At 63.1% G+C, this 23,987-nt stretch carries 31 protein-coding genes; 13 read left to right on the top strand and 18 right to left on the bottom strand.

The annotated features are described in order from the left end of the window. Positions 1 to 116 precede the first annotated feature (116 nt). Entirely contained in the window at positions 117 to 578 is a 462-nt protein-coding gene (locus BM019_RS22170) for a hypothetical protein (protein ID WP_009044241.1), read from the bottom strand. A 115-nt stretch (positions 579 to 693) separates the two neighbouring features. Here BM019_RS22170 and BM019_RS22165 point away from each other — a divergent pair, with 115 nt between their 5' ends. After that, the gene (locus BM019_RS22165; RefSeq protein ID WP_062826115.1) at positions 694 to 1,146 is read left to right on the top strand and encodes an anti-virulence regulator CigR family protein; all 453 of its coding nucleotides are present in this window, start codon (positions 694 to 696) and stop codon (positions 1,144 to 1,146) included. Between the two features lie 425 nt (positions 1,147 to 1,571). Continuing rightward, entirely contained in the window at positions 1,572 to 2,084 is a 513-nt protein-coding gene (locus BM019_RS22160; RefSeq protein WP_092420291.1) for a fimbrial protein, read from the top strand. 479 nt (positions 2,085 to 2,563) lie between these two features. Here BM019_RS22160 and osmE read toward each other — a convergent pair whose 3' ends face one another. After that, positions 2,564 to 2,923 (bottom strand): osmotically-inducible lipoprotein OsmE, encoded by a 360-nt coding sequence (gene osmE / locus BM019_RS22155; RefSeq protein ID WP_009044238.1) that lies wholly within the window; start codon positions 2,921 to 2,923, stop codon positions 2,564 to 2,566. Positions 2,924 to 3,328: 405 nt separating this feature from the next. Between osmE and BM019_RS22150 the strand changes: the two genes are divergently transcribed. Together BM019_RS22150 and BM019_RS22145 are read left to right on the top strand one after the other, a co-directional pair. After that, positions 3,329 to 3,532: a DUF6021 family protein gene (locus BM019_RS22150; RefSeq protein WP_037004783.1), complete on the top strand. Its 204-nt coding sequence runs from the start codon at positions 3,329 to 3,331 to the stop codon at positions 3,530 to 3,532. Between the two features lie 114 nt (positions 3,533 to 3,646). Beyond that, on the top strand, positions 3,647 to 3,847 hold the full coding sequence (locus tag BM019_RS22145; RefSeq protein ID WP_007921704.1) for a hypothetical protein: 201 nt from the start codon (positions 3,647 to 3,649) through the stop codon (positions 3,845 to 3,847). A 63-nt stretch (positions 3,848 to 3,910) separates the two neighbouring features. Here BM019_RS22145 and BM019_RS22140 read toward each other — a convergent pair whose 3' ends face one another. Further along, positions 3,911 to 4,237: an isochorismate lyase gene (locus tag BM019_RS22140; protein WP_007921706.1), complete on the bottom strand. Its 327-nt coding sequence runs from the start codon at positions 4,235 to 4,237 to the stop codon at positions 3,911 to 3,913. Positions 4,238 to 4,447: 210 nt separating this feature from the next. On the opposite strand from BM019_RS22140, the gene BM019_RS22135 reads away from it, so the two are divergent. Beyond that, positions 4,448 to 4,768 carry a YbjQ family protein gene (locus tag BM019_RS22135; protein ID WP_009044236.1) on the top strand — a complete coding sequence of 107 codons (321 nt, stop codon included), beginning with the start codon at positions 4,448 to 4,450 and terminating at the stop codon, positions 4,766 to 4,768. A gap of 242 nt (positions 4,769 to 5,010) precedes the next feature. On the opposite strand, the gene BM019_RS22130 is transcribed toward BM019_RS22135, so the two are convergent. The 7 genes from BM019_RS22130 to BM019_RS22100 all read right to left on the bottom strand — a co-directional run bounded on the left by BM019_RS22130 (position 5,011) and on the right by BM019_RS22100 (position 12,033). Next, positions 5,011 to 5,220, bottom strand: coding sequence for a hypothetical protein (locus tag BM019_RS22130; RefSeq protein WP_007921709.1), 210 nt, complete (start codon positions 5,218 to 5,220; stop codon positions 5,011 to 5,013). Positions 5,221 to 5,290: 70 nt separating this feature from the next. Then, positions 5,291 to 6,931 (bottom strand): ABC-F family ATP-binding cassette domain-containing protein, encoded by a 1,641-nt coding sequence (locus tag BM019_RS22125; RefSeq protein ID WP_092420288.1) that lies wholly within the window; start codon positions 6,929 to 6,931, stop codon positions 5,291 to 5,293. Positions 6,932 to 7,117: 186 nt separating this feature from the next. Then, positions 7,118 to 8,146 carry a DNA topoisomerase IB gene (locus BM019_RS22120; protein WP_009044234.1) on the bottom strand — a complete coding sequence of 343 codons (1,029 nt, stop codon included), beginning with the start codon at positions 8,144 to 8,146 and terminating at the stop codon, positions 7,118 to 7,120. Positions 8,147 to 8,233: 87 nt separating this feature from the next. Continuing rightward, positions 8,234 to 9,322 carry a molybdenum ABC transporter ATP-binding protein gene (gene modC, locus BM019_RS22115; RefSeq protein WP_092420285.1) on the bottom strand — a complete coding sequence of 363 codons (1,089 nt, stop codon included), beginning with the start codon at positions 9,320 to 9,322 and terminating at the stop codon, positions 8,234 to 8,236. 3 nt (positions 9,323 to 9,325) lie between these two features. Next, positions 9,326 to 10,006 (bottom strand): molybdate ABC transporter permease subunit, encoded by a 681-nt coding sequence (gene modB, locus BM019_RS22110; RefSeq protein WP_009044232.1) that lies wholly within the window; start codon positions 10,004 to 10,006, stop codon positions 9,326 to 9,328. Further along, positions 10,007 to 10,774, bottom strand: a complete 768-nt coding sequence (modA, locus tag BM019_RS22105) for a molybdate ABC transporter substrate-binding protein (protein ID WP_092420282.1) — start codon at positions 10,772 to 10,774, stop codon at positions 10,007 to 10,009. A gap of 194 nt (positions 10,775 to 10,968) precedes the next feature. Continuing rightward, a complete protein-coding gene (locus BM019_RS22100) occupies positions 10,969 to 12,033 on the bottom strand; it encodes an NAD(P)H-dependent flavin oxidoreductase (RefSeq protein WP_092420279.1) in 1,065 nt (354 codons plus the stop codon). Between the two features lie 236 nt (positions 12,034 to 12,269). Between BM019_RS22100 and BM019_RS22095 the strand changes: the two genes are divergently transcribed. Both BM019_RS22095 and BM019_RS22090 read left to right on the top strand, forming a co-directional pair. Then, positions 12,270 to 13,253: an acrylyl-CoA reductase (NADPH) gene (locus BM019_RS22095; protein ID WP_009044229.1), complete on the top strand. Its 984-nt coding sequence runs from the start codon at positions 12,270 to 12,272 to the stop codon at positions 13,251 to 13,253. A gap of 49 nt (positions 13,254 to 13,302) precedes the next feature. Then, positions 13,303 to 13,791 carry a GyrI-like domain-containing protein gene (locus tag BM019_RS22090; protein WP_007921729.1) on the top strand — a complete coding sequence of 163 codons (489 nt, stop codon included), beginning with the start codon at positions 13,303 to 13,305 and terminating at the stop codon, positions 13,789 to 13,791. Here the strand turns inward: BM019_RS22090 and ada are convergent. The 5 genes from ada to BM019_RS22065 form a co-directional block, all read right to left on the bottom strand. Further along, complete coding sequence (gene ada / locus BM019_RS22085; RefSeq protein WP_092420276.1) at positions 13,755 to 14,828, bottom strand: bifunctional DNA-binding transcriptional regulator/O6-methylguanine-DNA methyltransferase Ada; 1,074 nt, start codon at positions 14,826 to 14,828, stop codon at positions 13,755 to 13,757. The two genes, BM019_RS22090 and ada, sit on opposite strands and share 37 nt — an antisense overlap. An 87-nt stretch (positions 14,829 to 14,915) precedes the next feature. Further along, positions 14,916 to 15,584 (bottom strand): DNA oxidative demethylase AlkB, encoded by a 669-nt coding sequence (gene alkB / locus BM019_RS22080; protein WP_092420273.1) that lies wholly within the window; start codon positions 15,582 to 15,584, stop codon positions 14,916 to 14,918. Next, positions 15,574 to 16,290, bottom strand: coding sequence for a 2OG-Fe(II) oxygenase (locus BM019_RS22075; RefSeq protein ID WP_092420269.1), 717 nt, complete (start codon positions 16,288 to 16,290; stop codon positions 15,574 to 15,576). The genes alkB and BM019_RS22075 overlap by 11 nt, the downstream gene beginning before the upstream one ends. A 110-nt stretch (positions 16,291 to 16,400) precedes the next feature. Beyond that, the gene (locus BM019_RS30855; RefSeq protein ID WP_007921734.1) at positions 16,401 to 16,571 is read right to left on the bottom strand and encodes a hypothetical protein; all 171 of its coding nucleotides are present in this window, start codon (positions 16,569 to 16,571) and stop codon (positions 16,401 to 16,403) included. 34 nt (positions 16,572 to 16,605) lie between these two features. Next, positions 16,606 to 16,908, bottom strand: a complete 303-nt coding sequence (locus BM019_RS22065; RefSeq protein WP_009044224.1) for a DUF1883 domain-containing protein — start codon at positions 16,906 to 16,908, stop codon at positions 16,606 to 16,608. 176 nt (positions 16,909 to 17,084) lie between these two features. On the opposite strand from BM019_RS22065, the gene BM019_RS22060 reads away from it, so the two are divergent. The 4 genes from BM019_RS22060 to BM019_RS22045 all read left to right on the top strand — a co-directional run bounded on the left by BM019_RS22060 (position 17,085) and on the right by BM019_RS22045 (position 19,510). Further along, positions 17,085 to 17,435 carry a hypothetical protein gene (locus tag BM019_RS22060; RefSeq protein WP_009044223.1) on the top strand — a complete coding sequence of 117 codons (351 nt, stop codon included), beginning with the start codon at positions 17,085 to 17,087 and terminating at the stop codon, positions 17,433 to 17,435. Between the two features lie 184 nt (positions 17,436 to 17,619). Then, positions 17,620 to 18,291 carry a c-type cytochrome gene (locus tag BM019_RS22055; protein WP_092420266.1) on the top strand — a complete coding sequence of 224 codons (672 nt, stop codon included), beginning with the start codon at positions 17,620 to 17,622 and terminating at the stop codon, positions 18,289 to 18,291. Continuing rightward, the gene (locus BM019_RS22050) at positions 18,288 to 19,211 is read left to right on the top strand and encodes a c-type cytochrome (RefSeq protein WP_092420263.1); all 924 of its coding nucleotides are present in this window, start codon (positions 18,288 to 18,290) and stop codon (positions 19,209 to 19,211) included. The genes BM019_RS22055 and BM019_RS22050 overlap by 4 nt, the downstream gene beginning before the upstream one ends. Positions 19,212 to 19,279: 68 nt before the next feature. Beyond that, the gene (locus tag BM019_RS22045; RefSeq protein WP_007921740.1) at positions 19,280 to 19,510 is read left to right on the top strand and encodes a hypothetical protein; all 231 of its coding nucleotides are present in this window, start codon (positions 19,280 to 19,282) and stop codon (positions 19,508 to 19,510) included. A gap of 12 nt (positions 19,511 to 19,522) precedes the next feature. Here the strand turns inward: BM019_RS22045 and BM019_RS22040 are convergent, their stop codons facing one another. Further along, a complete protein-coding gene (locus BM019_RS22040; RefSeq protein ID WP_092420260.1) occupies positions 19,523 to 19,801 on the bottom strand; it encodes a hypothetical protein in 279 nt (92 codons plus the stop codon). A 155-nt stretch (positions 19,802 to 19,956) separates the two neighbouring features. Further along, positions 19,957 to 20,145: a hypothetical protein gene (locus BM019_RS22035; protein WP_007921742.1), complete on the bottom strand. Its 189-nt coding sequence runs from the start codon at positions 20,143 to 20,145 to the stop codon at positions 19,957 to 19,959. Positions 20,146 to 20,483: 338 nt separating this feature from the next. Here BM019_RS22035 and galU point away from each other — a divergent pair, with 338 nt between their 5' ends. Together galU and gorA are read left to right on the top strand one after the other, a co-directional pair. Beyond that, positions 20,484 to 21,323, top strand: coding sequence for a UTP--glucose-1-phosphate uridylyltransferase GalU (galU, locus tag BM019_RS22030; protein WP_007921743.1), 840 nt, complete (start codon positions 20,484 to 20,486; stop codon positions 21,321 to 21,323). 131 nt (positions 21,324 to 21,454) lie between these two features. Next, on the top strand, positions 21,455 to 22,813 hold the full coding sequence (gorA, locus tag BM019_RS22025) for a glutathione-disulfide reductase (protein ID WP_092420258.1): 1,359 nt from the start codon (positions 21,455 to 21,457) through the stop codon (positions 22,811 to 22,813). On the opposite strand, the gene BM019_RS22020 is transcribed toward gorA, so the two are convergent. After that, positions 22,810 to 23,844, bottom strand: a complete 1,035-nt coding sequence (locus BM019_RS22020) for a DNA-binding protein (RefSeq protein WP_092420255.1) — start codon at positions 23,842 to 23,844, stop codon at positions 22,810 to 22,812. The genes gorA and BM019_RS22020 overlap by 4 nt on opposite strands. Positions 23,845 to 23,987 lie beyond the last annotated feature (143 nt).

The raw sequence follows: 23,987 nt of genomic DNA, 5'->3' as shown, positions 1-23,987 counted from the left end.
CGCCGGGCGGAGGCAGGTACTAAAAAGCCCGGCGCTGGGCCGGGCTTTTCATGCGGGGCGATGCTGACCAACCGAGGGTGTTGAAACCGATTCAGCTGGAGAGCATGAGGCAGGGTCTATCGATCATTCTTGCTCGAGGAGACACTGGCTTTGCCCAGGCCTTTCGAGTTGTGGTCCCCGGGCGTGGTGTCCGAGATCGCGGTGGCTTTGGACAGCCCGCGGGTATCTTTGGAATGAGCCACGCCGGAAGTGGTCGAGCCATGACCGTTGCTGTCATTACGAATGCTGCCGTAATGGTTGCCATTTTCTCCAAGATTGCGAACCGACTTGCCGGCTGGGTCGCTTTTCAGGCCGCCGTTATGGCCCTTGCTGCTGACCCCTCCCGAGTGACCGCCTGCCTGGCCACCATGACCACCACTGTTACCACCGCCATGCCCCCCGCCGTTGCCACCGCCATTTCCGCCACCATGGCCACCACCGTCCTTGGCATAAGCGGACGTCATGGGGAGCAGAGGAGCCGCTGCCAGCATCAGTACACAGGTCACGGCAGTCACGAGATTTTTTTTCTTTAAAAGCATGATCGCTTCCATAGATAAGGAGAGGTTTGCATGAACTAAGACGCAATTGGCTGTCTATAGTTCGGGTGTCATGACGAATGGCACCACGGCTGGATTCATGCAGAGGACTGCAGAGATGACGACTCGTTCGGTTGTAGCTGTTTTAGCAAGCGCCGCGTTTTTATTCGGCTCGACTGCCTTGTATGCGGACCCAGGGAATGGCAAGGGCAACCCCCATGGCAATCAGGGCAATCAGGGCGGACATGGCAATAAAGGCAACAAATCCCAGGACTACAAGCAGGGCGGGCGGTATGACGGCCCTCAAGTCGATGTCGGCGGTATTCGCGTGATCATTGGCGACAGTCGTGACTACTGGTCACCCGGGCCGGCCCTGCCGCCGGGTATCCAGAAAAACCTGGCCCGAGGCAAACCACTGCCGCCGGGCATCGCGAAAAAACTCGATGGCCGGATGCTCGGCCGGCTGCCGCACTATGACGGCTATGAGTGGCAACAGGCCGGCACTGACTTGATCCTGGTCGCCATCGCCACAGGCATCATCTACGAAGTTCTGCACGACGCCCTGGACTGATTCCGGGCTGGCCCACCAGCAAGCCCGGTGCAAGACCGGGCTTTTTGCCTGACATACAGCGTTGCGCATTCCCGTCGATATTCCTCCCCCAAACATCCTGTTTAACCTCGGCTGTCCTGTTTTTCGTGGGCTCAAATATAGGTAAACCGCCTTGACGGTGATTTTTCCGAGCCACCTCTTCAGCAACATTCCAGCGCGATCTGATAATTGAGTGGAGTGTTTCGGAAGTGTCCTAGGGACGCCGATTTGGCGCCGTTCTAAGGTTTCAGCGTTCGCCGTGTGCGCTTTTTTGACTGGCATCGACTATCGAGCCGGCTGCGTTTCGCCCATTGAAAAAGCGCATGGCGACAGGCAGGAAGAGCGGCCTGGGTGGCTGCTCCGGACTGAACCGATCGCATGTTTGCATTCAATTAAAGGAATAAATAATGCCCACTCAAAATGTTGGTAAGTTCTTTGATTTTCGCGCCAGGGTCACCGCTCCCTCGTGGACGATCGATCCTGGTCATGGCCTGGATGCAGGTGTTGTTTCTGGGGTTGCACATCGGCGTTCCAGCGGCATGGAGCAGGTGGTCGAGCTGGGCACATCGAGCCTTGATGTGCTTCAGGCAGGTGGCAGTTTTCCGCAGCCATTCAGTGTCGAGTTGAATGAAGACAGGCTCAAGGGTGCGAAAAAGGTCCAGATCTACTTTGACGGCATCACCAGTGATGGTGTGACCTTGATGAATGATTACGAAGAGGCCGGTTCCGCACGCAATGTTGGCGTTCAACTGCTGGACAGCGAAAAGAAAGTTCTGCTGCTGGGGCAAGAAGGCTGTGTGGAGTACCCGGCGGTACCGGGTTTAAGGCTGTTCTTCGCAGCGAGGTTGGTCAGCACCGGCGGGCCTGTGGAAGCCGGTGAGTTTTCCTCGTTTTCGGAGTGCGTGATCCTGTATGCCTGATGGCAGGCAAGCGGTTCACGCAGACGTAGTCATGCGAAAAGAAGGGCAGCGGCGCTTTTTTGCTGGCGCCAACAAGGTGACGAATCGGCCATAGCCTGAAAAAACATGTGGTTATTTAATGACTTAGAAAATATTTAGGGTAAAAATAACCTCAAAATATATTGTTACATGTTCTCAGGGACGTTAAGATAGCCCCGCGTTCACCTACCACGGTTTATGCATTTTTAGCCCCAAGTGTCCATCAGCTACTTGGGCTTTTTTTTGCCTGGAGTTTGCCTTTGGCGGTCCTTCCCGCCACTCGATGCCACTTTGGCTCCTTCCTCGAGGCCCCCCTGCAAGGCAAAAAAAAGCCCGCGGGGAGCGGGCCAATAGTTGAATGAGCAGGGTGGAATCTACCCGCCTGGCGCTCGGCTCACAGTGAAAGAAATTTCATCTGGCCATGCCCACCCGCAATCGCCGCCAATTCTGGCCAGCGCTGCTTAATAGCCGCCGCCCATGCCTCCCGTGCCGCTGCCTGGAGCCCTGGCTTTCTGCTGGGCGTGACTCCATTCGGCGCAGGTGAGGAAGCTTTTGTGATCGACTTTGCCGTTGCCGTCGAAGCTGACATTGAACGGCTGTTTATGGCCGGCCTGGGTCAACACATAGTCGAAGCAGGTGCCGAGTTCCACGGTGCGAGGGGTGACGGCCACAGGTTCGCCGCCGATCTGTCGAACTTGTTCCTGGGTCATGCCGGTCTCGACCTTCGCCACCAGCGGCTGATTGCGGTAGACATGAGCGTCGCTGGTGCAGCCGGCGACGGCTGACAGCAGAGCGGTCATGCCGATAAGTGTTTTGTTCATGGCAGGGCTCCCGATGGTAAGCGTCATGAAGAGACGCCTGGGTGCATCAGTTGAAGTAAAGCCGAGCGACGAGGGCAGCGGGTCGTATTCGCAAAGGATGGGACGCGGGGAGGGCGGATAGACAAAAAGCCCGCATGGGCGGGCTTTTTGCAGAGGGGGAGCTGATCCGTCAGCTGCAGCCAGTGTGCGCTTGCGCTATGGCCCTAGCAATGACAGGGCGACGAAACGCAGGCCTGGGTACGGGCTGATAACGCAGCTCATGATTCGGCTCCGGCAGACCTGCCAAAACGCCATAAGCACGGCAGAAAACGCTGTTTGATCGATTACCATTCGTCAGCTGTTTTGCACCCTGCATGAGAATGGCCCTCTCATTGAAAGACATTCCATCGTGGTCGGGAGGTATCCATGAGTACGAACAGGCCAACGGGCCCGCGTTCATCCGAGCACGCTTCCGGCAAGGACGAACTGGGCTTCGACCCTGACTCTCCGGATCTGGCCGATCCGCAGGTGGACCCGATAGGCCCGGCGAAAGCGCCCAGGGACAACAGGCCGGAGAAAGAACCCAAGTCCCGGGCGTATGACCCTCTGGGAAACCTGAAGCGCAAGTGAAAGACCGGCCGCGCGTTCCCGCCCCGTGGCGATGGATGGAACCCCCAGCCGCGCGGACCGGGTGTAAGGTGTTCGCGACAACTTCGGCCGATCTCTACCGAAAGGGAGGCGATTATGAGCGTTCCAATGCTGAACAAGATGCACATGAACGGCTATGACGTGGTCAGCGTCAACAGCGGCCCCTGGCGGGTCTGCACCAAGGGCGACCGTCTTGGTTCCTTTGGCACCCGGGAGGAGGCCCTGGCCTACGCGGCAGCCTTGCCGGCCTACAAGGCGAAGGCCAAGAAGGCTGCGCGAGGGGCCAATACCCGATAACCCCCTCCACGACCCTGCCCGGCAGCCTGGCTTGTTCCCTGGCTGTCGGGTGTTCTTTTGCCCTCAGGCCGGCGACTGGGCCTGGGCGGATTTCCAACCCTTGAGCTCCTCTGCGATGAAGTGTTGCACCAGGTCGCTGTAGAGCTTTTCGATGGCGTCGGCGCTCAGGCCTTCGGCCTGGGCCCATTCCCGGCGTTGCAGGAGCATGGCGCGAAAGCGCTCGGGCGCGCGCACGGCGGTTTCCGAGGTCTTGAATTTCGACGCGGCCAAGACGTACCGGAAACGTTCGCCCAGCAGCTTGATGACAGCCTGGTCGAGGCGATCGATCTCGCGGCGGATATCCTCCATGCCTGCGCATTGTTCGGGGGCTCGCGACTGAATGACATCCATGTGAATACTCCAACTGGGAAAGGATCTGCGGTTATCCGCTGGCGGATTTAATCACGGACAGGCTCGCCCTTGGCATCGCCTTGCAGGGCGCTGCGGCAACCGCGCCCGACATGCTCTCCATGGCCACCCGCGGAGGGTCTGCTACCATCGCGTTTTTTTGCGACCCCGCCCGGGTTCAGGGCCGGGTCGCGCCGGTCAAAGGAGAATGCCGTGATTATCACTACCACCCACGCGATCGCGGGGCGAGAGATCGCCGAGTACCTGGATATCGTAAGCGCCGAGTCCGTGCAGGGGATCAACGTCGTGCGGGATGTCTTCGCCGGGATGCGCGATTTTTTCGGTGGGCGTTCCCAGACCCTGGAGCGGGCGCTGAAAGAAGCCCGGGTGCAGGCGACCGACGAGATCAAGGAGCGCGCCCGCGATCTGCGCGCGGATGCGGTGGTCGGCCTGGACTACGAGATCAGCATGCCCAGCGGCCGTGGCGGCATGGTGGTGGTGTTTGTCACCGGCACCGCGGTCCGGCTCAAGTGACCGAGGTCTAGCCCGCGTCATCCGGCCCCGCCTGTGTGCGGGGCTTTTTTATGCCTGGCATCCTCTGCCAGACCGCCGCCCGGCCCTTGCTGATCGCCCATAAAAAAGACCCACCGGGGGGCGGTGGGCCAGTCGGGAGTCTTCAATAAGCGTGAGCCACTTTAGCGAAGCCTTGGCGGGCTCACAGTGAAAGAAATTTCATCATTGCCAGCGAGTGGCCGCAGCCCCGGTTGTCCACGGCTTCAGGCGCGGCGGCTGGCGGCATTGAGCCGGCGGCACTCGCGCACGGCGTCCTCTTGCAGGTCGTAGCCATCGCCGATGAAACCATCGGTGCGGGTGTCGGCGATGCGGTACCAGTGGGCGGCGATCGGCGCGCCGTGGGCGGCTTCCCCGGCGCGTCGACCCTGGATGATGATCTTGTTGCAGCGCTTTACGACAAAAATGTCTTCCATGGCGCTTCCCTGGTTGATAGCTGCTCAGAGCAACTATAGAAGCAACTTTGAAATTCGTGCAAAAGCCTGTTCATTGGTTTTCCTCGTCCAGTCTCCAGCCGGCTGGCGTCCATTGCAGCCGGTGGCTGGGCGCCATGGCGGCGAGGAACTCGCGGTCGTGGGACACCACCAGCATCGCGCCGGGGAAATCGCGCAGCGCGCTTTCGAAGGCTTCCACCGATTCCAGGTCCAGGTGGTTGGTCGGCTCGTCCAGGAGCAGCAGCTTGGCCGATGTGTCGCGCCACAGGGCAATCGCCAGCGCGGCCTTGAGCCGTTCGCCGCCGCTGAGCCGACCACAGGGCTGGGTCACGCGCTGGGCGTCGAGTTGCAGCAAGGCCAGGCGGCTGCGCAACAGGCCTTCCTGCAGTGGCCGGTCGAGGGCTCCCAGGTGTTCGAGGATCGAACGCTGCGGATCGAGCAGCGACAGGCGCTGGTCAAGGCAGGCGCTGGCTACCCGCACTTCGCATTGGCCGCGCAAGGGCTGGAACTCGCCGGCCAGCATCTTCAGCAGGGTGGATTTTCCGCAGCCGTTGGGCCCGCTGACCGCGATGCGCATGGGCCCGGTGACGGTCAGGTCGAGGTAGCTGGAGGCGGCCTCGGGCGGCAGCCAGGGCAGTTGCGCCTGGGTCAGGCAGAACACCTGCTGTCCCTGGGGCACCGCGGTGCCGGGCAGCGTCACCAGGGTGGGCGCCTGCGGCACCAGCCGCGCGTAGGCGTCGCGTACCTGCTGATCGAGGCTGTCCTTGTGGCCCTGCTGGCGGTTGCGCACATGGCCCATGATGTCCCGGGCGGCGCCTTTTATCTTCATCCGTTCAAAGCTGGCGATGTTGGCGGTGTCGGCATAACGCCGGGCGCCGGCGGCGTGGCGCTGGATGGTGTCATGTTCGCGTTGCAGGCGCTTCTGTTCGCGACTGCGTTCGGTTCGGGCGTGTTCCAGGGCGGCCCGCGCCGCGCCGCGCTCGGCTTCGCGCTGGGCGCGGAACGCCGCGTAGTTGCCGCCGTAGACCCGCGCGCCCTGGGGCGTGAGTTCGACGATGCGCTGCATCTGCGCCAGCAACTGGCGGTCATGGCTGATCAGCAGCAGTCCGCCGCGCCACTGCCGAAGCTGCGCCAGCAGCCACTGGCGACCGGGCTCGTCGAGGTGGTTGCTCGGTTCGTCGAGTATCAGCAGCTGGGCATCGCTGAGCAGGGCGCCGATCACCGCGATACGCGCCCGTTGCCCGCCGCTGAGGCGGGCGGCCGGATCGTCGGGGCCGACCCTGTCGAGACCGGCCTCGTCCAGCAGGCGGCGCAGGCGTTCGCCAAGGTCCCAGCGCTCGTCGACCTGCGCCAGGTCGGCCATCGAGGCCTGGCCCGCGGCGAGGCGCTCGAGGGCGGTCAGGGCCTCAGCGATGCCGGCGACCTGGGCGACGCTCTGGCCTTCCTGCGCCAGATGTTCCTGGGCCACATAGGCTACGCGGGCGAAGCGCGTGACGCTGCCCGAGGATGGTGAAAGCTCGCCGGCGATCAGGCGCGCGAGCACGCTTTTGCCGGTGCCATTGCGCCCGACTATGCCGGTGGGCAAGGCATCGAATGTCAGGTCGAGTGAGTCGAACAGGGTTTCGCCATGGGCGAACTGGAAGGTCAGCTGGTTCAGGGAGACCAGCGCAGGCAGCCGTGTGACGTGAGTCATCAGCACCTCCGGAAAATGTCGAAAAAGGCCAACAAGCGCTGCAAGGCGGCTTGTCGCGAGTACATTTCTGGAAGGCTTAGTTGTTCACGTCGGCAATCGTCCGGTGACGGGGAAGGGCGGCTAGCCTAACGCGCCAGCGTCCCGGATGACAACCCGGCGGTACCCGGGCGGCTATTGCCAAAAGCCTCAGGCCTGCTGCGTCAGGCGCTCGAGAAACATCCTCAGGCCGACTTCCTCGGCCCGCAGCCCTTTGCGTTTGCGCGGCCTCGGCAGGGCGGCCAGGTGCCCCTGCACGAAGCCCTCGAGCAGCGCCGGATGGATGTAGCACTTGCGGCACACGGCGGGGGTATTGCCCAGTTGCCGGGCGACGTCCTTGACCATTTCGACGATGTGCTTTTTCGCCTCGGCCTCGGGTTCCCAGTGCAGCTCGCGCAGCACCGCCAGGGCCAGGGTGCTGCCGGCCCAGGTGCGGTAGTCCTTGGCCGTGAAATCGGCACCGGTCAGCTCCTGCAGGTAGGCGTTGACGTCGGAGGAGCTGACGCTGTGGCGCTCGCCGTTCTCGTCGAGGTACTGGAACAGGTTCTGTCCGGGCAGCTCCAGGCAGCGCTTGAGGATCCGCGCCAGGCGCGGGTCCTTGACGCTGATCTGGTGTTCGATGCCGCTCTTGCCGCGGAACTGGAAGAGGATCGAGCTGCCTTTGATTGCCACGTGCCGGTTGCGCAGGGTGGTCAGGCCGTAGGAGCGGTTGTCGCGGGCGTACTGGCTGTTGCCGACACGAATCAGTGTGGCGTCGAGCAGGCTGATGACCGTGGCCATGACCTTGTCGCGGCTGAAGCCGGGCGTGGCCAGCAGGGCTTCCAGTCGCTGGCGCAGGCGCGGCAGGGCGCTGCCGAATTCCAGCAGGCGCGAGTACTTGTCGGCGTCGCGCACTTCCCGCCAGCGCGGGTGGTAGCGGTACTGCTTGCGCCCGCGGGCGTCGCGGCCGGTGGCTTGCAGGTGACCGCGCGGGTCGGCGCAGATCCACACCTGGGTATAGGCCGGCGGCACGGCCAGGGCGTTGATCCGCTGGATCTCGTCGGGCGCCCGGATACGCTGGCCTTGCGGGTCGAAATAGACGAACGTGCCGCGCACTTTTTTGCGGCTGATCCCCGGCTGGGTATCGTCGACGTAATGCAGGTCAGGTGGCAGGTCCGGGCGCAGTGGGCTATCGGGCATGGCGGAATCCTTGGCAATCAATCGATCAGGCCTGTCTGGCGATTGACCGCGGTGCGGCGCCGGGGTGCCAACCCATTTGCCGGGGAGTCAGGCGAGCACGGCCACCGCCTTGATCTGCGCCCAGAGTTGCTGGCCCGGGTGCAGTTGCAGCTGGTCGCGGGAATAGCGGGTGATCCGTGCCAGCAGCGGGTTGCCGGCGACGTCCAGGCGCACTAGGACATGCGCGGTGTTGTCGGCGGGGATTTCGCCGCTGACCGTCACCGGCAGGCGGTTGAGGATGCTGCTGTGCTCGCCGGCTTGCAGGCTGAGGCTGACGTCCCGCGCCTGGACCTTGAAGCGCAAGTGCTTGCCGATGGCCATCGGCGCATGGGCAACCCGCACCCGCAACTGGCTGCCGGGCAGTTGCAGGGCCAGCAACTGGTAACCGGCGTCGTAGTGGCTGACCTGGCCTTCGATCACCACCCCGGCGTCGTCGCCCAGGGCCAGGGGCAGGTCGAGACGGGCCAGGGTTTCGCCGATCGGCCCGCTGGCCAGGGCGCGGCCATTCTCCAGCAGGACGATATGGTCGGCCAGGCGCGCCACTTCATCCTGGGAATGGCTGACGTACAGCACCGGGATTTCCAGCTCGTCATGCAGGCGTTCGAGGTACGGCAGGATCTCGCTTTTGCGTTTGCTGTCGAGGGCCGCCAGGGGTTCGTCCATCAGCAGCAGCCGCGGGCTGGTGAGCAGCGCGCGGGCAATGCCGACACGCTGGCGTTCGCCGCCGGACAGGTTGTGCGGGTGACGCTGCAGCAGATGGCCGATGCCCAGCAATTCGGTGGCCAGGGCCATGTCCACACGACGCTGCGCGCGCGGGATGCGCTTGAGGCCGAACTCCAGGTTGGCCTGCACCGACAGGTGGGCGAACAGGCTGGCTTCCTGGAACACATAACCCAGGGAGCGTTTGTGCGGCGCCACGAACAGTTGGCGCTGGCTGTCCTGCCAGACTTCGTCGTTGATCCGCACCAGGCCCTGTTCGGCCTGTTCCAGGCCGGCGATGCAACGCAGGCAGGTGGTCTTGCCGGAGCCGGAATGCCCGTACAACGCGGTGACGCCACGGCCTGGCAGCTGCAAATCGAGGTCGAGGCTGAAATCTTTATAGGTGCGCTTGAGGCGCACATGGATCGATGCACTCACGATTCAACTCCAGCCAGCGCGGGGTTTGCGGCTGGAGTACAGCGCCAGCAACACCAGGAACGAGAACACCAGCATGGCACCGGCCAGCCAGTGGGCCTGGGCGTATTCCAGGGCTTCGACATGGTCGTAGATCTGCACCGAGACCACCCGGGTCTTCTCGGGAATATTGCCGCCGATCATCAGCACCACGCCGAACTCGCCGACGGTGTGGGCGAAACCGAGAATGGCCGCGGTAATGAACCCCGGCCTGGCCAGCGGCAGGATCACGCTGAAGAAGGTGTCCCAGGGATTGGCGCGCAAGGTCGCCGCCACTTCCAGCGGACGGGTGCCGATCGCGGTAAAGGCGTTCTGCAGCGGCTGCACGACAAAGGGCATGGAATAGATCACCGAGCCGATCACCAGGCCGCTGAAACTGAAGGTCAGGGTGCCCAGACCGAGGGCCTGGGTGAGCTGGCCGATAGAGCCGTTGGGGCCGAGGGCGAGCAGCAGGTAAAAGCCGATCACCGTCGGCGGCAGGACCAGGGGCAGGGCGACGATGGCGCCGATCGGCCCCCGTAGCCACGAGCGCGTGCGCGACAGCCATAACGCAATCGGCGTACCGACGATCAGCAGGATCAGGGTCGTCAGCGACGCCAGTTGCAGGGTCAGCCAGATGGCGGAAAAGTCGGCACTCGATAGCGGCATTTAGCGTTGGTAACCGTAGGACTGGATGATGGCAGCGGCTTTCGGTCCCTTGAGGTAGTCAACCAGGGCCTTGGCCGCCGGGTTGTCCTTGCCCTTGTCGAGGATCACCGCGTCTTGTTTGATCGGGTCGTGCATCTCGGCCGGGACTATCCAGGCCGAGCCGCTGCTGACTTTGCCGTCTTTGTAGATCTGCGACAAGGCGACAAAGCCCAGTTCGGCGTTGCCGGTGGAGACGAACTGATAGGCCTGGGTGATGTTCTGGCCTTCGACGAGCTTGCCCTTGACCTGCTCGGTCAGGCCCAGCCTGGCCAATACCTGGGTGGCGGCCAGGCCGTAAGGCGCGGCTTTCGGGTTGGCGATGGACAGGTGCTGGTACTGGTTGGCCTTGAGCACCTGGCCCTGGCTGTCGACGTAGCCAGCCTTGGCCGACCACAGCGCCAGGGTGCCGATGGCGTAGGTGAAGCGCGAGCCCTTGATGGTGGCGCCTTCGCTTTCGAGTTTTTCCGGGGTGCTGTCGTCGGCGGCGAGGAACACTTCGAATGGCGCGCCGTTCTTGATCTGGGTATAGAACTGCCCGGTAGCGCCATAGGCGGCCACCAGCTTGTGCCCGGTGTCTTTCTCGAAGTCGGCGGCGATGGCCTGGATCGGCGCGGTGAAGTTGGCGGCGACCGCCACCTGCACTTCAGCGGCCTGGACCGAGCCGAAGGTGCAGGCGGCGAGCAGGGCGGCAAGGCAGGTCGGGGCAAAACCTGAGAGACGACGGTTCATGAACAGCTCCATTGGCGAAGGGACGTTGGGCGGTTGGCGGTATTGGAAATGGACGGCACCGGGGGTGGGTGAAACGCTGTATACGGAAATATATAGCGAATCGCCAGCGAACGGAACTGCAAAGGTCGCGCGGCCTTGAGGGCAAATGGAGGTTTTGCGCAAAACGCCGCGACCGCAGTCGCGGCGTGCCGGGTTTAGCGGCCGGTCAGCTTGGCCAGGGCCTGGGCGGCCAGGGTGCGGGTCAGTTCCGCGGCCGGCAGTTCGACCCCGAGGCGCAAGGCCTGGCCGGACCAGAGGCTGGCGAAGTCGGCGTCGTCCTTGGCGCGCAGCGGCATCAGCGCGCCTCCGGCGAGGGGGAAGGCCGGCGCCAGGGGGCTGATCGGGCCGATCTCGCGCATCACCCGGTTGACGATGCCCCGCGCCGGGCGGCCGGTGAACAGGTTGGTCAGGGCGGTTTCGCTCTCCTTGGCGGTACGCAGGGCCTTGTGGTGGGCGGCACTGACCTTGGCTTCCGGAGTGAACAGGTAGGCGGTGCCCAGTTGCACCGCCGAGGCGCCGAGGGCAAAGGCCGCGACTATGCCGCGGGCGTCGCCGATCCCGCCGGCGGCGATCACCGGCACCCGCACCGCATCGACGATCTGCGGCACCAGGGCCATGGTGCCGACCTGGCTGTTGAGGTCTTCGCTGAGGAAGATCGCCCGATGGCCGCCGGCCTCGTAGCCCATGGCGATGATCGCATCGCAGCCGTGCCGTTCCAGCCAGATCGCTTCATCGACGGTGCTCGCCGACGACAGGATCTTTGCCCCGGTAGCCTTGACCCGCGCGAGCAGGGCCGGCGCCGGCAGGCCGAAGTGGAAGCTGACGATTTGCGGGCGCAGTTCTTCCACCAGTTCGCAACTGACGGTGTCGAAGGGCGCGCGGCTGCTGACCGGGGTCGGCGCATCGAAATCGACGCCGAGCTCGCGGTAGTAGGGTTCCAGGGTATTTTTCCAGCGGGTTTCCCGTTCCGGGTTGGGTGTCGGGTTCTGGTGGCAGAAGAAATTCAGGTTCAGCGGCGCGCGGGTCGCCTGGCGGATGCTCTGGACATCCTGGCGGATCTGCTCGGCCGTCAGCATGGCGCAGGGCAGGGAGCCCAGGCCACCCGCCTGGGCGGCGGCGATCACCATGGCGGTAGTGGTCGCTCCGGCCATCGGCGCCTGGATGATCGGCAGCTCGATGCCCAGCAGGTCGAGAATACGGGTGTCAGGCCATTGGCTCATGTGAATGATGCTCCGACGTCAAGAGATAAGGACGGCAACCCGGGGTTTGTATCAGGAGACAGGCAATCAAGGCCAGTCGACTTTGGCTGGGGTGGCACGATCACTTGCAGGAGCGGGGCGTGGGCGGCCTACGACGAAAAGAGCGTGGATTTTTCCCGTCCGGGCTGGGAAGGTGGGAGCTTTGCAAGCTGAAACTCAAGTTCACGGCCCGGCCATGGGTCTATCGGGAGGCAGTCATGTTCAAGGGTATTTTGATCGAGAAAGACGACGCCGGTTATCGCGCGGCGCTGCGCGAGATTGACGAAGAGCAGTTGCCCGAGGGCAACGTGACGGTGCGGGTGGCCTACAGCACCCTGAACTTCAAGGACGGCCTGGCCATCACCGGCAGCAGCCCGGTGGTGCGCAAGTTTCCCATGGTGCCGGGGATCGATCTGGCAGGCATTGTCGAGTCCAGCAGCCACCCGGACTACCAGCCCGGCGACCCGGTGCTGCTCAACGGCTGGGGCGTGGGCGAAGGACATTGGGGCGGCCTGGCGCAGAAGGCACGGCTGGACGGCGACTGGCTGATTCCCTTGCCCCAGGCGTTCAGCGCGGCCGAGGCCATGGCCATCGGCACGGCGGGGTACACGGCGATGCTCAGTATCCTGGCGCTGGAGCGCCATGGCCTGACCCCGGGCCAGGGCGATGTGCTGGTCACCGGGGCCAATGGCGGGGTCGGCAGCTTTGCCATAGCCCTGTTGGCCCGGCTCGGTTATCGGGTGGTGGCGTCCACCGGGCGCACTTCCGAGCATGACTACCTCAAGCGCCTGGGCGCCAGTGAGATCATCGACCGCGCCAGCCTGTCCGCGCCGGGCAAGCCGTTGGCCAAGGAGCGTTGGGCGGCGGTGATCGACTCGGTGGGCAGCCATACCCTGGCCAATGCCTGCGCCAGCACCCAGGCCAACGGCACGGTGGCCGCCTGCGGGCTGGCCCAGGGCATGGACTTCCCGGCGTCGGTGGCGCCCTTCATCCTGCGGGGCGTGACTCTGGCCGGGATCAACAGTGTGACCCAGCCCAAGGCTCGGCGGATCGAGGCCTGGCAGCGCCTGACCCGCGATCTGGACCCGGCCCTGCTGCCGTTGATCAGCCATGAGATCGGCCTCAGCGAAGCCATTGCCGCCGCGTCGCGTCTGCTGGCCGGCGAGTTGCGCGGGCGCGTGGTGGTGGATGTGAATCGCTGATACCGTGCGCGCCGGTCACCCAGATAAACACCAGACAGGAGTACGAAGCATGGATGTCAAACTGCGAGAGGTTCAGCCTTTCTGTGTCTCGGGCTTGCAGGTACGTACCTGCAATGCCGACGAGCAACAAGCGGACAGCGCGCGGATCGGGCCGATGTGGGAGCGGTTTTTTGTCGAAGGCTTGTTCGACAGCATCGGTCACCGGCAGTCGGACTCGTTCATCTATGGCCTGTACTCCAACTACGAGTCCGATGCCTCGGGGCACTTCGACGTCACCGCCGGCGTGGCGGTGGGCGAAGGCAACGCCGACTATCCGTTGGTGCAGGTGCAGGGCGGTGAGTACCTGGCGTTCTCCGCCAAGGGGCCGATGCCGGACGTGGTGATCCAGACCTGGGGCCTGGTCTGGGCCTACTTCGAGGACAACCCGCAGGTCCGCCGACGCTTCGCCACGGACTTCGAGGTGTACACCGGGCCGGAATCGGTGTCGGTGTACATCGGCATTCAGGCCTCGGACGAGTTCTCGCGTTCGAGCAACTGACGCTTGCGCTCCACGCCCCAACGGTAGCCGGACAGGTTGCCGTCGCTGCGCACCACCCGGTGGCAAGGGATCGCCACGGCCAGGCTGTTGGCCCCACAGGCCTGGGCCACGGCGCGAAAGGACTTCGGCGCGCCGATACGCTGGGCGATCTCGGCGTAGCTGGCGGTGCTGCCCGGCGGAATCTCCTTGAGGGCCAGCCACACCCGCTCCTGGAACGCCGTGCCTTGCAGGTCCAGCGGCAGGTCGAGGCCAATGGCCGGTGCTTCGATAAACCCCACCACCTTGGCCACCAGTTGCTCGAAGTCCTGGTCGGCGCCGATCAGGTTGGCCCGGGGGAATTTGTCCTGCAGATCCTGCACCAGGGCATTGGGGTCGTCGCCCAGCAGGATCGCGCAGACCCCGCGATTGCTCTGGGCGACCAGGATCGCGCCCAGGGAGCACTGGCCGACGGCGAAGCGGATATCGGCGTTCAGGCCGCCGGCGCGGTAGTCGCTGGGTTTCATGCCGAGCAACTGGTCGGCGGTTTCGTAGAAGCGGCTGTTGGAGTTGAAGCCGGCGTCGTACAGCGCGTCGGTCACCGAGTGGCCGTGCTCCAGTTGGCGCCGCACCCGCCGCGAACGGTGGGCGCTGGCGTAGCCTTTCGGGGTCAGCCCGGTGGCGGCCTTGAACACCCGGTGAAAGTGGAAGCTGCTCATGCCGGCTTGCTCGGCCAGCTGTTTCAGGCTGGGCAGCGCTTCAGCCGACTCGATCTGCCGGCACGCGGCGGCTACCAGGCTGGCATGCTGCGCGGCCACCTGGGTCTGGTCGCTGGCGCTGCGTTTGCTCGGCCGGTAACCGGCGGCTTCGGCTTGCTCCGCGGTGTCGAAGAATTCGACGTTCTCCGGCCGTGGCAGGCGCGACAGGCTGCTGGGGCGGCAGTAGACCCCGGTGGTTTTTACCCCATAGACGAACTGGCCATCGGCGCTCGCATCACGGGCCAGGACGGCGAGCCAGCGTGGATCGCTGGCGGTGGTGGGCTTGGGCTGGACCATGGTCATGGGCTCTACTCGGTGGCGGATGTCGCTCAGATTAACCAAGGGCAGGGTGCCTGGCACTCCGAGTCTTGCGCTTGAATTCCCGCGGGATCAACCGGCCCGGCGAAAGGTCAGGTTGATGCGCCGCGGGCCCAGCAGCGGGTGCGTGCCGTCCTTGAGTGGCAGCACACCGTGATAACGCAGGCGGTCGACGCCGCCCCAGACCACCACATCGCCATGCAGCAGCGGCACCCGCAACGGGCGGTCGCTGCGGCGCTCGCCACCCAGCTGAAACACCGCCGGCAAGCCCAGGGAGACGGAGACGATCGGTGCATCGTAATCGCGCTCGTCCTTGTCCTGGTGCAGGGACATGCGGGCGCCGGGCACATAGTGATTGATCAGGCAGGCGTCCGGTTCGAACCCGGCAAAACCGGCCTGGGTCGCGGCGGCCCGGGCCAGCTCGCGCAACACCTCGGGCATCGCCGGCCAGGGCTGGCCGCTCTGCGGATCGATGGCGGTGTAACGGTAGCCGCTGCGGTCGGTGGTCCAGCCCAGCTCGCCGCAACTGCTCAGGCCCACCGACATGGTGAAACCGCCCGGCGTGACCATCTGCCGGAACGGCGCGGCGCGCAGCACGCCACGCAGGGCCGGCAGCAGGCGCTCGACCCAGGGCAGGGCGAAGCCGTGAAGCACAAAGGACTGCGGGCCGACCTGCTCGGTGCGGGGCGCCTGTTGCAGCTCGGGTTCGCCGAACAGTTCGCCGGTGAAGTTACTGGGCATCGTGGAAGATCACTCCTAGCGTATGGCGGCGACCGCTGTGCAAGCGGCTGACGCCATGGCGCAACGTCACCCGGTAATGGCCGCGCACGCCGGGTACCGGACGATGATGCACGGCGAAGATCAGCGCATCACCCTGCTTCAGACCGATGACCTGCGGCCGCGACTGCATGCGCGGACGTTGCTCGGTGATGACGAATTCGCCGCCGCTGAAGTCGCTGCCAGGCTGTGACAGCAGGATCGCGACCTGCAACGGAAATACATTGTCGCCATACAGATCCTGGTGCAGGCAGTTGTAGTCCTGCGGGCCGTACTGCAGCAACAAGGGCGTCGGCCGCTGCTGACCGGCGGCGTGGCAGCGCTGGAGAAAATCTTCGTGCCGGGGCGGATATTGCACGGGGATATTCATCAGCTGGTTCCAGCGATTGGCCAGCGGCACCAGGCGCGGATAGAGCTGGCCGCGCAACTCGGCGACCCGTTGCGGCAAGGGGTAGGCAAAATACTGATACTCGCCGCGGCCGAAACCGTGCCTGGCCATGACCACCCGCGAGCGAAACAACTCGCTGTGGGGATACAAACCGCTGAGCTCATGACATTGGTCGGCGCTGAGCAGGTTGTCGATCACCGCGCTGCCGTCCTGGTCGAGCTGCTGCTCGATCGAGGCCCAGTCCAGGCAGGCAAGACGTTGTTCGAGGGAGGAGGCGGACATGCTGGCGGTTCCCGGAGTAGAGGTTGAGGTCCGCCATTCTGGGAAGTGCGCGGGCCGCTCACACTCCGCCGCTTGCGCTCGAATTCGTCACAGGTTCTAGGAGCAGGGACTTACAGCGCCTTGCTCACGCTGACGTCGCTGATGACGTCGTCGGTCTGGCCATGCAGGGCTTCCAGCGCGGCCTTGGCTTCTTCCTGAGTGCCGCTTTCCAGCTGGGCGAACTCGAAACGGCGCTCGCCGTTGAGTTTGTATTTGATGACGTACTTGGTCGTTTGGGCCACGGTGATACCTGTTGGTCGCGGGCTGGGGCGGGGTTCAGCGCAGTTTCGAGCTGGACCGGCGGATGATCTTGATCGAGTGGGTCAGGTTCGGCTTGCGGGTAACGCTGATGGGCCGGCGGTTGACGGTGTCGATGGTGATATTCCAGAAGCCGGTGCTCGGCGCGGTGATCCTGGCCGGGAATTTGTCGAACGCGCCGCCATGATAGGTGTGACGTCCGCCGTTCTTGAAGCTTCGGAAGTTGGCGTCGTTCATCAGGCGGATGTTGCAGACCTGGGAGCATTCGATGACGACGATATCGTCTTCGTTGAGGTGCTCGCGCTGGTGGATAAATTTCATGGGCGCCTCCAGAAGGGCTTTTGCTACAAAATCAAAACGATGGCGCAGTTTATCAGGCCGCGGCAGGCGGCTTTGACAATTTAAAACAGTTATTTGCCGATTATTTAGGATAAATCTGACTGATCCGGAGAAAAATGCCATTTCTGCGGTCGGACGGTCTTTATCGGAGGAAATGTATGAAGTGGGGTGTGTTGATTCTGGCCTTGGCGATCAGTGGCTGTGCGACGGTCTCGGATATTAACCAGACATTGCCCACCCTGAACGTGATTTCAGGGAAAAAGCCACAGGAGTACGCCAAGTGCGTCAGCGACAAACTGGCTGACAGCCGTGGCCAGTTGCAGGTCGAACCGCGTAAGGACGGCATGCGCATCATCGTTCCGCAGAAAGTCTCGTCGGGCCCGACCGCGGTATTCGATATCGAGGAGCGTTCCGGCGGCAGCAGCATCAAGCTGCATGAAAGCATGTCCAATGTGCCCATGCGTCCGGGCGATATCCGCAAGGCGGCGGAGGACTGCATTTCCGGCTGATAGCCAAGCGATTTTTCAACAGCCCGCCCTGGCCCGGATTTCCGTGGCGAGGGCGGGTTTTTTTGTGCCCGGTGGCAAGGCAGGCCCGGCTGGTTTCGCGTTGTAGCCAAAGGTCTATTGGCCTACTCTTTGTAGGCTTATATAAAATAAGCCTAAGAATATAACTAGAAAAATGGAGTTCGCCATGATCCCCGTGGATCGAATACTGCTGAGCAGTCTGATGCTGTTTTTTGTCGCCAATGCCCAGGCCGTGGATGGGCAGAAAGTCTTTGTCCAGGGTGGCGCGCAGCCTGGCGCCACGGCATGCCTGGCCTGTCATGGTGGCGATGGTCTGGGCCTGGCGGCCGCCGGGTTTCCGCGCCTGGCGGGATTGTCGGCGGGTTATCTGCGCAAGCAGCTGGAAGATTTTCGCAGCGGTGCGCGCAGCAACCCGGTCATGCAGCCACTGGCCAAGGCCCTGAGCGATGACGAGATAGACGCGGTCAGCCAGACCCTGGCGGCCATGCCGGCTGCGACGCCAGCGCCGATCAACCGCAGTTCCCTGGCTGAAGGCGTGGGGGCGAGGCTGGCCTTGCGCGGCGCCTGGGAGCGGCAGGTTCCGGAGTGCGTGACCTGTCATGGGCCGGGTGGCGTGGGCGTGGGAGACGCCTTTCCGCCGTTGGCCGGGCAACCCGCGGCGTATCTCGCCGGGCAATTGAATGCCTGGCGCGACGGCACGCGCCGCAACGATCCGAACGACCTGATGGGACACATCGCCAAAGCCCTGAGCCCCGAGGAAATCACGGCGGTGGCCGATTATTTCGCCAAGGTCGGCAGTCAGTTGGCCAAGGCCGATAACCAGGAGTCCAAGCCATGAAGCGTGATCTTCTATTGGGCTTTTCCCTCGCTTTGCTGACGGCCCAGGCTTATGGGGCCGCGGTCGCCATGGAGGACCAATCACAGTTGCGGGAACCGGCGGTGAACGCTGCCCATCCCGGGTATTTCCAGCCACCGGCGGAGAGCGAGCTACCGGACAATGCCTACGGCAAGATGGTCCGCGACGGTTATGCGCTGTTCGTCGATACCAAACGCCTGGCGCCGAAGTTCGTCGGCAATGGGCTCAATTGCAGCAACTGCCACCTGGATCAGGGGCGATTGGCCAACTCCGCGCCGCTGTGGGGCGCCTATCCGATGTACCCGGCCTACCGCAAGAAGAACGACAAGGTGAACACCTACGCCGAACGCTTGCAGGGCTGTTTCCAGTTCAGCATGAACGGCACGCCACCGGCCGCCGACAGCTACGAGATCACTGCGTTGTCGGTGTATTCCTACTGGCTGGCGAGCAAGGCGCCGATCGCTGTCGAGTTGCCCGGGCGGGGTTATCCCGAGGTGCCGCAACCGGCCCAGGGCTACGACCTGACGCGTGGCGAGCAGGTGTACCGGGCGCAATGCGCGGTTTGCCATGGCGACAACGGCCAGGGCCAGAAGGTCGGCGCGGACTATGTCATGCCGCCGCTCTGGGGCAAGGACTCGTATAACTGGGGCGCCGGCATGCACCGGATCAACACCGCCGCGTCCTTTATCAAATACAACATGCCCCTGGGCAAGGCCGGCAGCTTGAGCGACCAGCAGGCCTGGGACGTGGCGGCGTTCGTCAATCGCCATGAACGACCGCAGGACCCACGCCTGGTGGAGGGCTCCATCGAGAAGACCCGGCTCAAGTTCCACGCCAACGACGGGGTCAATCTGTATGGCCAGACGGTAGATGGCGTGCTGATTGGCCAGGGCATCCGATAAACTGTCGGCCATTGTCAAAGATGCCGTCGAAACCCAGGTTTCGGCGGCATCGTTTTTTGGGAGAAAACATGAAGCGCGAAACAGTCCGGGAGAGGCATGCGGAGGGGCATATCTCTGCGACCCATGTGATTCAGAATCCGGCGAATTCCGGGGAATGGATCGTGTTCTTCAAGAAAAGCGCGGGGCGCAGCTATTTTCTGGTGGATGACAACGATGAAGTCGAGTCATTCGACCGGCTGGACGACCTGATCGAAACCATCCGCAACCTGGGCATCAAGTTTGCCGAGATTCATATGTAGGCCGTGCGTCTGCTACTTGCAGACCACCACGCTGCGGCTTTTGTAGTTGCCAACGTCCGCCCCCAGGGTCTTGTCGCTTTCCTTGAGCGATGGCGTGCCGTCGGTGCCGATGATCCGATAGCCGGTGCCGGCACAGGAGGCGTCGGCCTTTTCATAGCAGCTGGCCCAGGAGCTGGCTTCGCCGGAGCAATCGATGCTCAGGCCTTGCTCGCCGTTTTCCAGGTAGGTATCGGAAACGGTGGCGCATCCGCTCAGGGCCAGTACCGCAGTCAGTGCCAGAAGTTTGTGCATGGGTGTGGTCGTCGTCGAGAAGTTTGAGCCCCGGGGGAGGGCTGGACACCCTTGGCGAGCGTCTGGGACGAGATGCTATAGCGAACCGCCACTGCGGTACAGATCGGCATGAAAAAGCCCTGCGCGGGGCAGGGCTCTTCGGTGCCGGGACAGTCTCAGGACTTGGGGCTGCGACGCGCCGAGGCATGGCCTGCGGAATCTTCGAACACCGATGCCACTTCGACCGCCATCGCCTCGCTGGCGAAAGGTCCGGCGACGTTCTCGCCCTGGGCGCTGACCAACCACCACTGGCCGTCTTTCAACTGCTTGATCTGGTAACCGTTTACGCTTTTTGTTGCCGACATCTATCTGCCTCGTTGGCGGGGTTCAAGGGCGCCATGATAGCGGTAAACGAGTTCCTGTAAGAGTGCGGACAAGGGCGGGACGCAGAAAATTAAGGCTTTGCAGCCAGATGGCGGTTTACGGCGCGGGCTATCTGTACGATGCTGCGAAGCCGTGTTTGCAAGTCTGTTCGAAACGATGTGCGGAGCGTGCAGAACAAGGTGGGGAGCTATGTGGGGAACTATCCGCGGCAATATTTCTCTTAGATGGCAGCGGTTAGCCACTGCGACCCATTGTAAGGCGCACGCGGCCTGATTAGACTGCGCCGAAATTCGTACGTACAGCCCTTTTAAGGACTCATATGATCAAGAAATGCTTGTTCCCAGCAGCCGGTTACGGTACTCGCTTCCTGCCAGCGACTAAAGCCATGCCTAAAGAAATGCTGCCGGTGGTGAACAAGCCACTGATCCAGTACGGCGTTGAAGAAGCACTGGATGCCGGTCTGAACGAAATCTCCATCGTCACCGGTCGCGGCAAGCGCGCCCTGGAAGACCACTTCGACATCAGCTATGAGCTGGAAAACCAGATCAAGGGCACCGACAAGGAAAAATACCTGGTCGGCATCCGCCGCCTGCTGGACGAGTGCTCGTTCTCCTACACCCGCCAGACCGAAATGAAAGGCCTGGGTCACGCGATCCTGACCGGCCGTCCGCTGATCGGTGACGAGCCGTTCGCCGTGGTGCTGGCGGACGACCTGTGCGTCAACCTCGAAGGTGACGGCGTGCTGAAGCAGATGGTCAAGCTGTACAAGCAGTACCGCTGCACCATCGTCGCAATCATGGAAGTCGACCCGCAAGAAACCAGCAAGTACGGGGTGATTGCCGGCGACCTGATCGGCGACGACCTGTACCGCGTACGCAACATGGTTGAGAAGCCGAAGCCGGAAGATGCGCCGTCGAACCTGGCGATCATCGGTCGCTACATCATGACCCCGGACATCTTCAAGCTGATTGAAGAAACCGAGCCGGGCAAGGGTGGCGAGATCCAGATCACCGATGCCCTGATGAAGCAGGCCCAGGACGGTTGCGTGATTGCCTACAAGTTCAAGGGCAAGCGTTTCGACTGCGGTGGCGCCGAAGGCTACATCGACGCGACCAACTTCTGCTTCGAGAACTTCTACAAGACTGGCAAGGCTTACTGATAGCCCGCTTGGCCCTTGTACTGAAAAGCCACCTTCGGGTGGCTTTTTCGTTTTATGCCCCTATGTAAATCCTCTAGCGCTGACCGGATACGCATCTGCGGTTATGCTGTCAGCCTGCCTGGGAGAGTGAAATGGCCTACGATTTTGATCTTTATGTAATTGGCGCCGGTTCCGGCGGTGTGCGTTCGGCGCGGTTCGCCGCGGGTTTTGGCGCGAAAGTCGCGGTCGCCGAAAGCCGCTATCTGGGCGGTACCTGTGTCAACGTCGGCTGCGTGCCGAAAAAACTGCTGGTGTACGGCGCCCACTTCGCCGAAGACTTCGAGCAGTCCGCTGGCTTCGGCTGGACTCTGGGCGAGGCCGATTTCGACTGGGCCACCCTGATCGCCAACAAGGATCGCGAGATCAATCGCCTGAACGGCATCTATCGCAATCTGCTGGTCAACAGCGGCGTGACCCTGCACGAAGGCCACGCCAGGCTGATCGACCCGCATCAGGTGGAGGTCAATGGCCAGCGCTACACCGCCAGGCACATCCTGATCGCCACTGGTGGCTGGCCGCAGATCCCGGACATTCCGGGGCGCGAACACGCCATCAGCTCCAACGAGGCGTTTTTCCTCAAGGAACTGCCCAAGCGCATCCTGGTGGTGGGCGGCGGTTATATCGCGGTGGAGTTCGCCGGGATCTTCCACGGCCTGGGCGCGGACACCAAGTTGCTGTATCGCGGCGAGCTGTTCCTGCGTGGCTTCGATGGTGCGGTGCGCAAGCACTTGCAGGAAGAACTGACCAAGCGTGGGCTCGACCTGCAGTTCAATGCCGATATCGAGCGCATCGAAAAGCAGGCTGACGGTAGCCTGAAGGTCACGCTCAAGGATGGTCGCGAGCTGGCCACCGATTGTGTGTTCTACGCCACCGGCCGGCGGCCGATGCTCGACAACCTGGGGCTGGAAAATACCGGGGTGAAGCTCGACAAGCGTGGCTTCATCGAGGTCGATGAGCAGTACCAGAGCGCCGAGCCGTCGATCCTGGCGATTGGCGATGTGATCGGGCGTGTGCAGTTGACGCCGGTGGCCCTGGCCGAAGGCATGGCTGTGGCGCGGCGTCTGTTCAAGCCGGAGCAGTATCGTCCAGTGGACTACAACATGATCCCGACCGCAGTGTTCAGCCTGCCGAATATCGGCACCGTCGGCCTGACCGAAGAGCAGGCGCGGGAAGCCGGGCACAAGGTGCAGATCTTCGAAAGCCGCTTCCGGCCGATGAAGCTGACCCTGACCGAGTGCCAGGAGCGCACGCTGATGAAGCTGGTGGTGGATGCCGACACCGACAAGGTGCTGGGCTGCCATATGGTCGGCCCGGACGCCGGCGAGATCGTCCAGGGCCTGGCGATTGCCTTGAAGGCCGGCGCCACCAAGCGTGACTTCGACGAAACCATCGGGGTGCACCCGACGGCCGCCGAAGAGTTCGTCACCATGCGCACGCCGGTCGCCGGTTAAGCCTGCTCTGGCGGCTCCGGCCGCTGTTCTTCTGTTTCTGGTTGCGCCTCGGCCTTCGCGGCGGCAGCCAGTTGCAGGGCCTCCAGGCTGGCCTCGGCCTTGGCGGCGCGCAGTTCCAGTTGTCGATTGTCCTGCAGCTGCTGCTCCAGGTTCTGCTTGAACTCATGACTTTCCAGCAAGGCGACGCGCAGGCGTTCCTGGAGGAGGGTGTGTTCGCTGTTCAAGCGGGTGGATTGCTCCAGCAATTGGCCAAGCTTGCTGTCGGTTTTCTGTGCCTGCTCCTGTGCCTGGCGCAACTCTTTCTGGGTGGCGCGTTGCTCGCTGGTCAGGCGTTCGTTGTCGCGGTGCAGTTGGGTGATCTCGTCCTGGCGTACCAATGCGCTTTGCTGGGCCTGGCGCAGTTCCTGTTGCACTTGCTGCAGCTGGCCTTCATGGCGGCGCTGATCCTGCTCGCGCTGCTCCTTGACCGCGCTGCGGTAATGTTCGAGGGCGTCCCGGGCGTGCAGGTGCTTTTCTTCCAGTGAACGAATCTGCTCGTCCTTGTCTTTCAGGCGCAATTCGAAGTCGGCCAGGGCCTGGTTCAGTCCGGCATTGCGCGTCTGTTCGCTCTGCAGGGTGGAGCGGGTCTCCTGCAGCAGCGTGCTTTCGCTGGCCAGGGCCGCAGCCTGGGTCTGCAATTGCTGCTGCAGCTGGGCCTGCGCCTGTTTGGCCGCGGCCTGCTGCGCCGCCAGTTCCTGGTTCATTTCCTCCACTTGCGCCTGGGCCTGCGCCACGGGCTCCTGAGCCTGTTCGCGCAGGCGCTGGGCCATGCGCTGGATCAGTTCCGTCAGTTCTTCTTCCAGGGCTTCCTGTGGCGCGGCACGGCGGGCTTCGCTTTGCTCAAGCTCCTTCAGGTAGCGGTGAATGGTGGTTTTCGAGCCGGTATTGCCCATTTCGATGCGCACCGCATCGATGCTGGGGTGTTCGCCGCGAGCGAGGATTGCCGAACGGGCGATTTGCACCACCGCCTTGTTAACGCCGCCACGAGCCATGGGATCTCCTACGATTACGTACTTTTTTACGTGGTATGTATAACGTGTAATTGTATAATAAAATCAAAGATAAATATTAGAATTATTGACATGGGATATACTGGTATTACCCCGTGTCATAGCCAGAACGCCCTGTTGCAACC

It is taken from the genome of Pseudomonas sp. NFPP07 (assembly GCF_900115645.1).
Taxonomy (GTDB): Bacteria; Pseudomonadota; Gammaproteobacteria; order Pseudomonadales; family Pseudomonadaceae; genus Aquipseudomonas; species Aquipseudomonas chlororaphis.
Note: the sequence above shows the minus strand (reverse complement) of the source record. Positions and strands in the feature narration are given on the sequence as shown.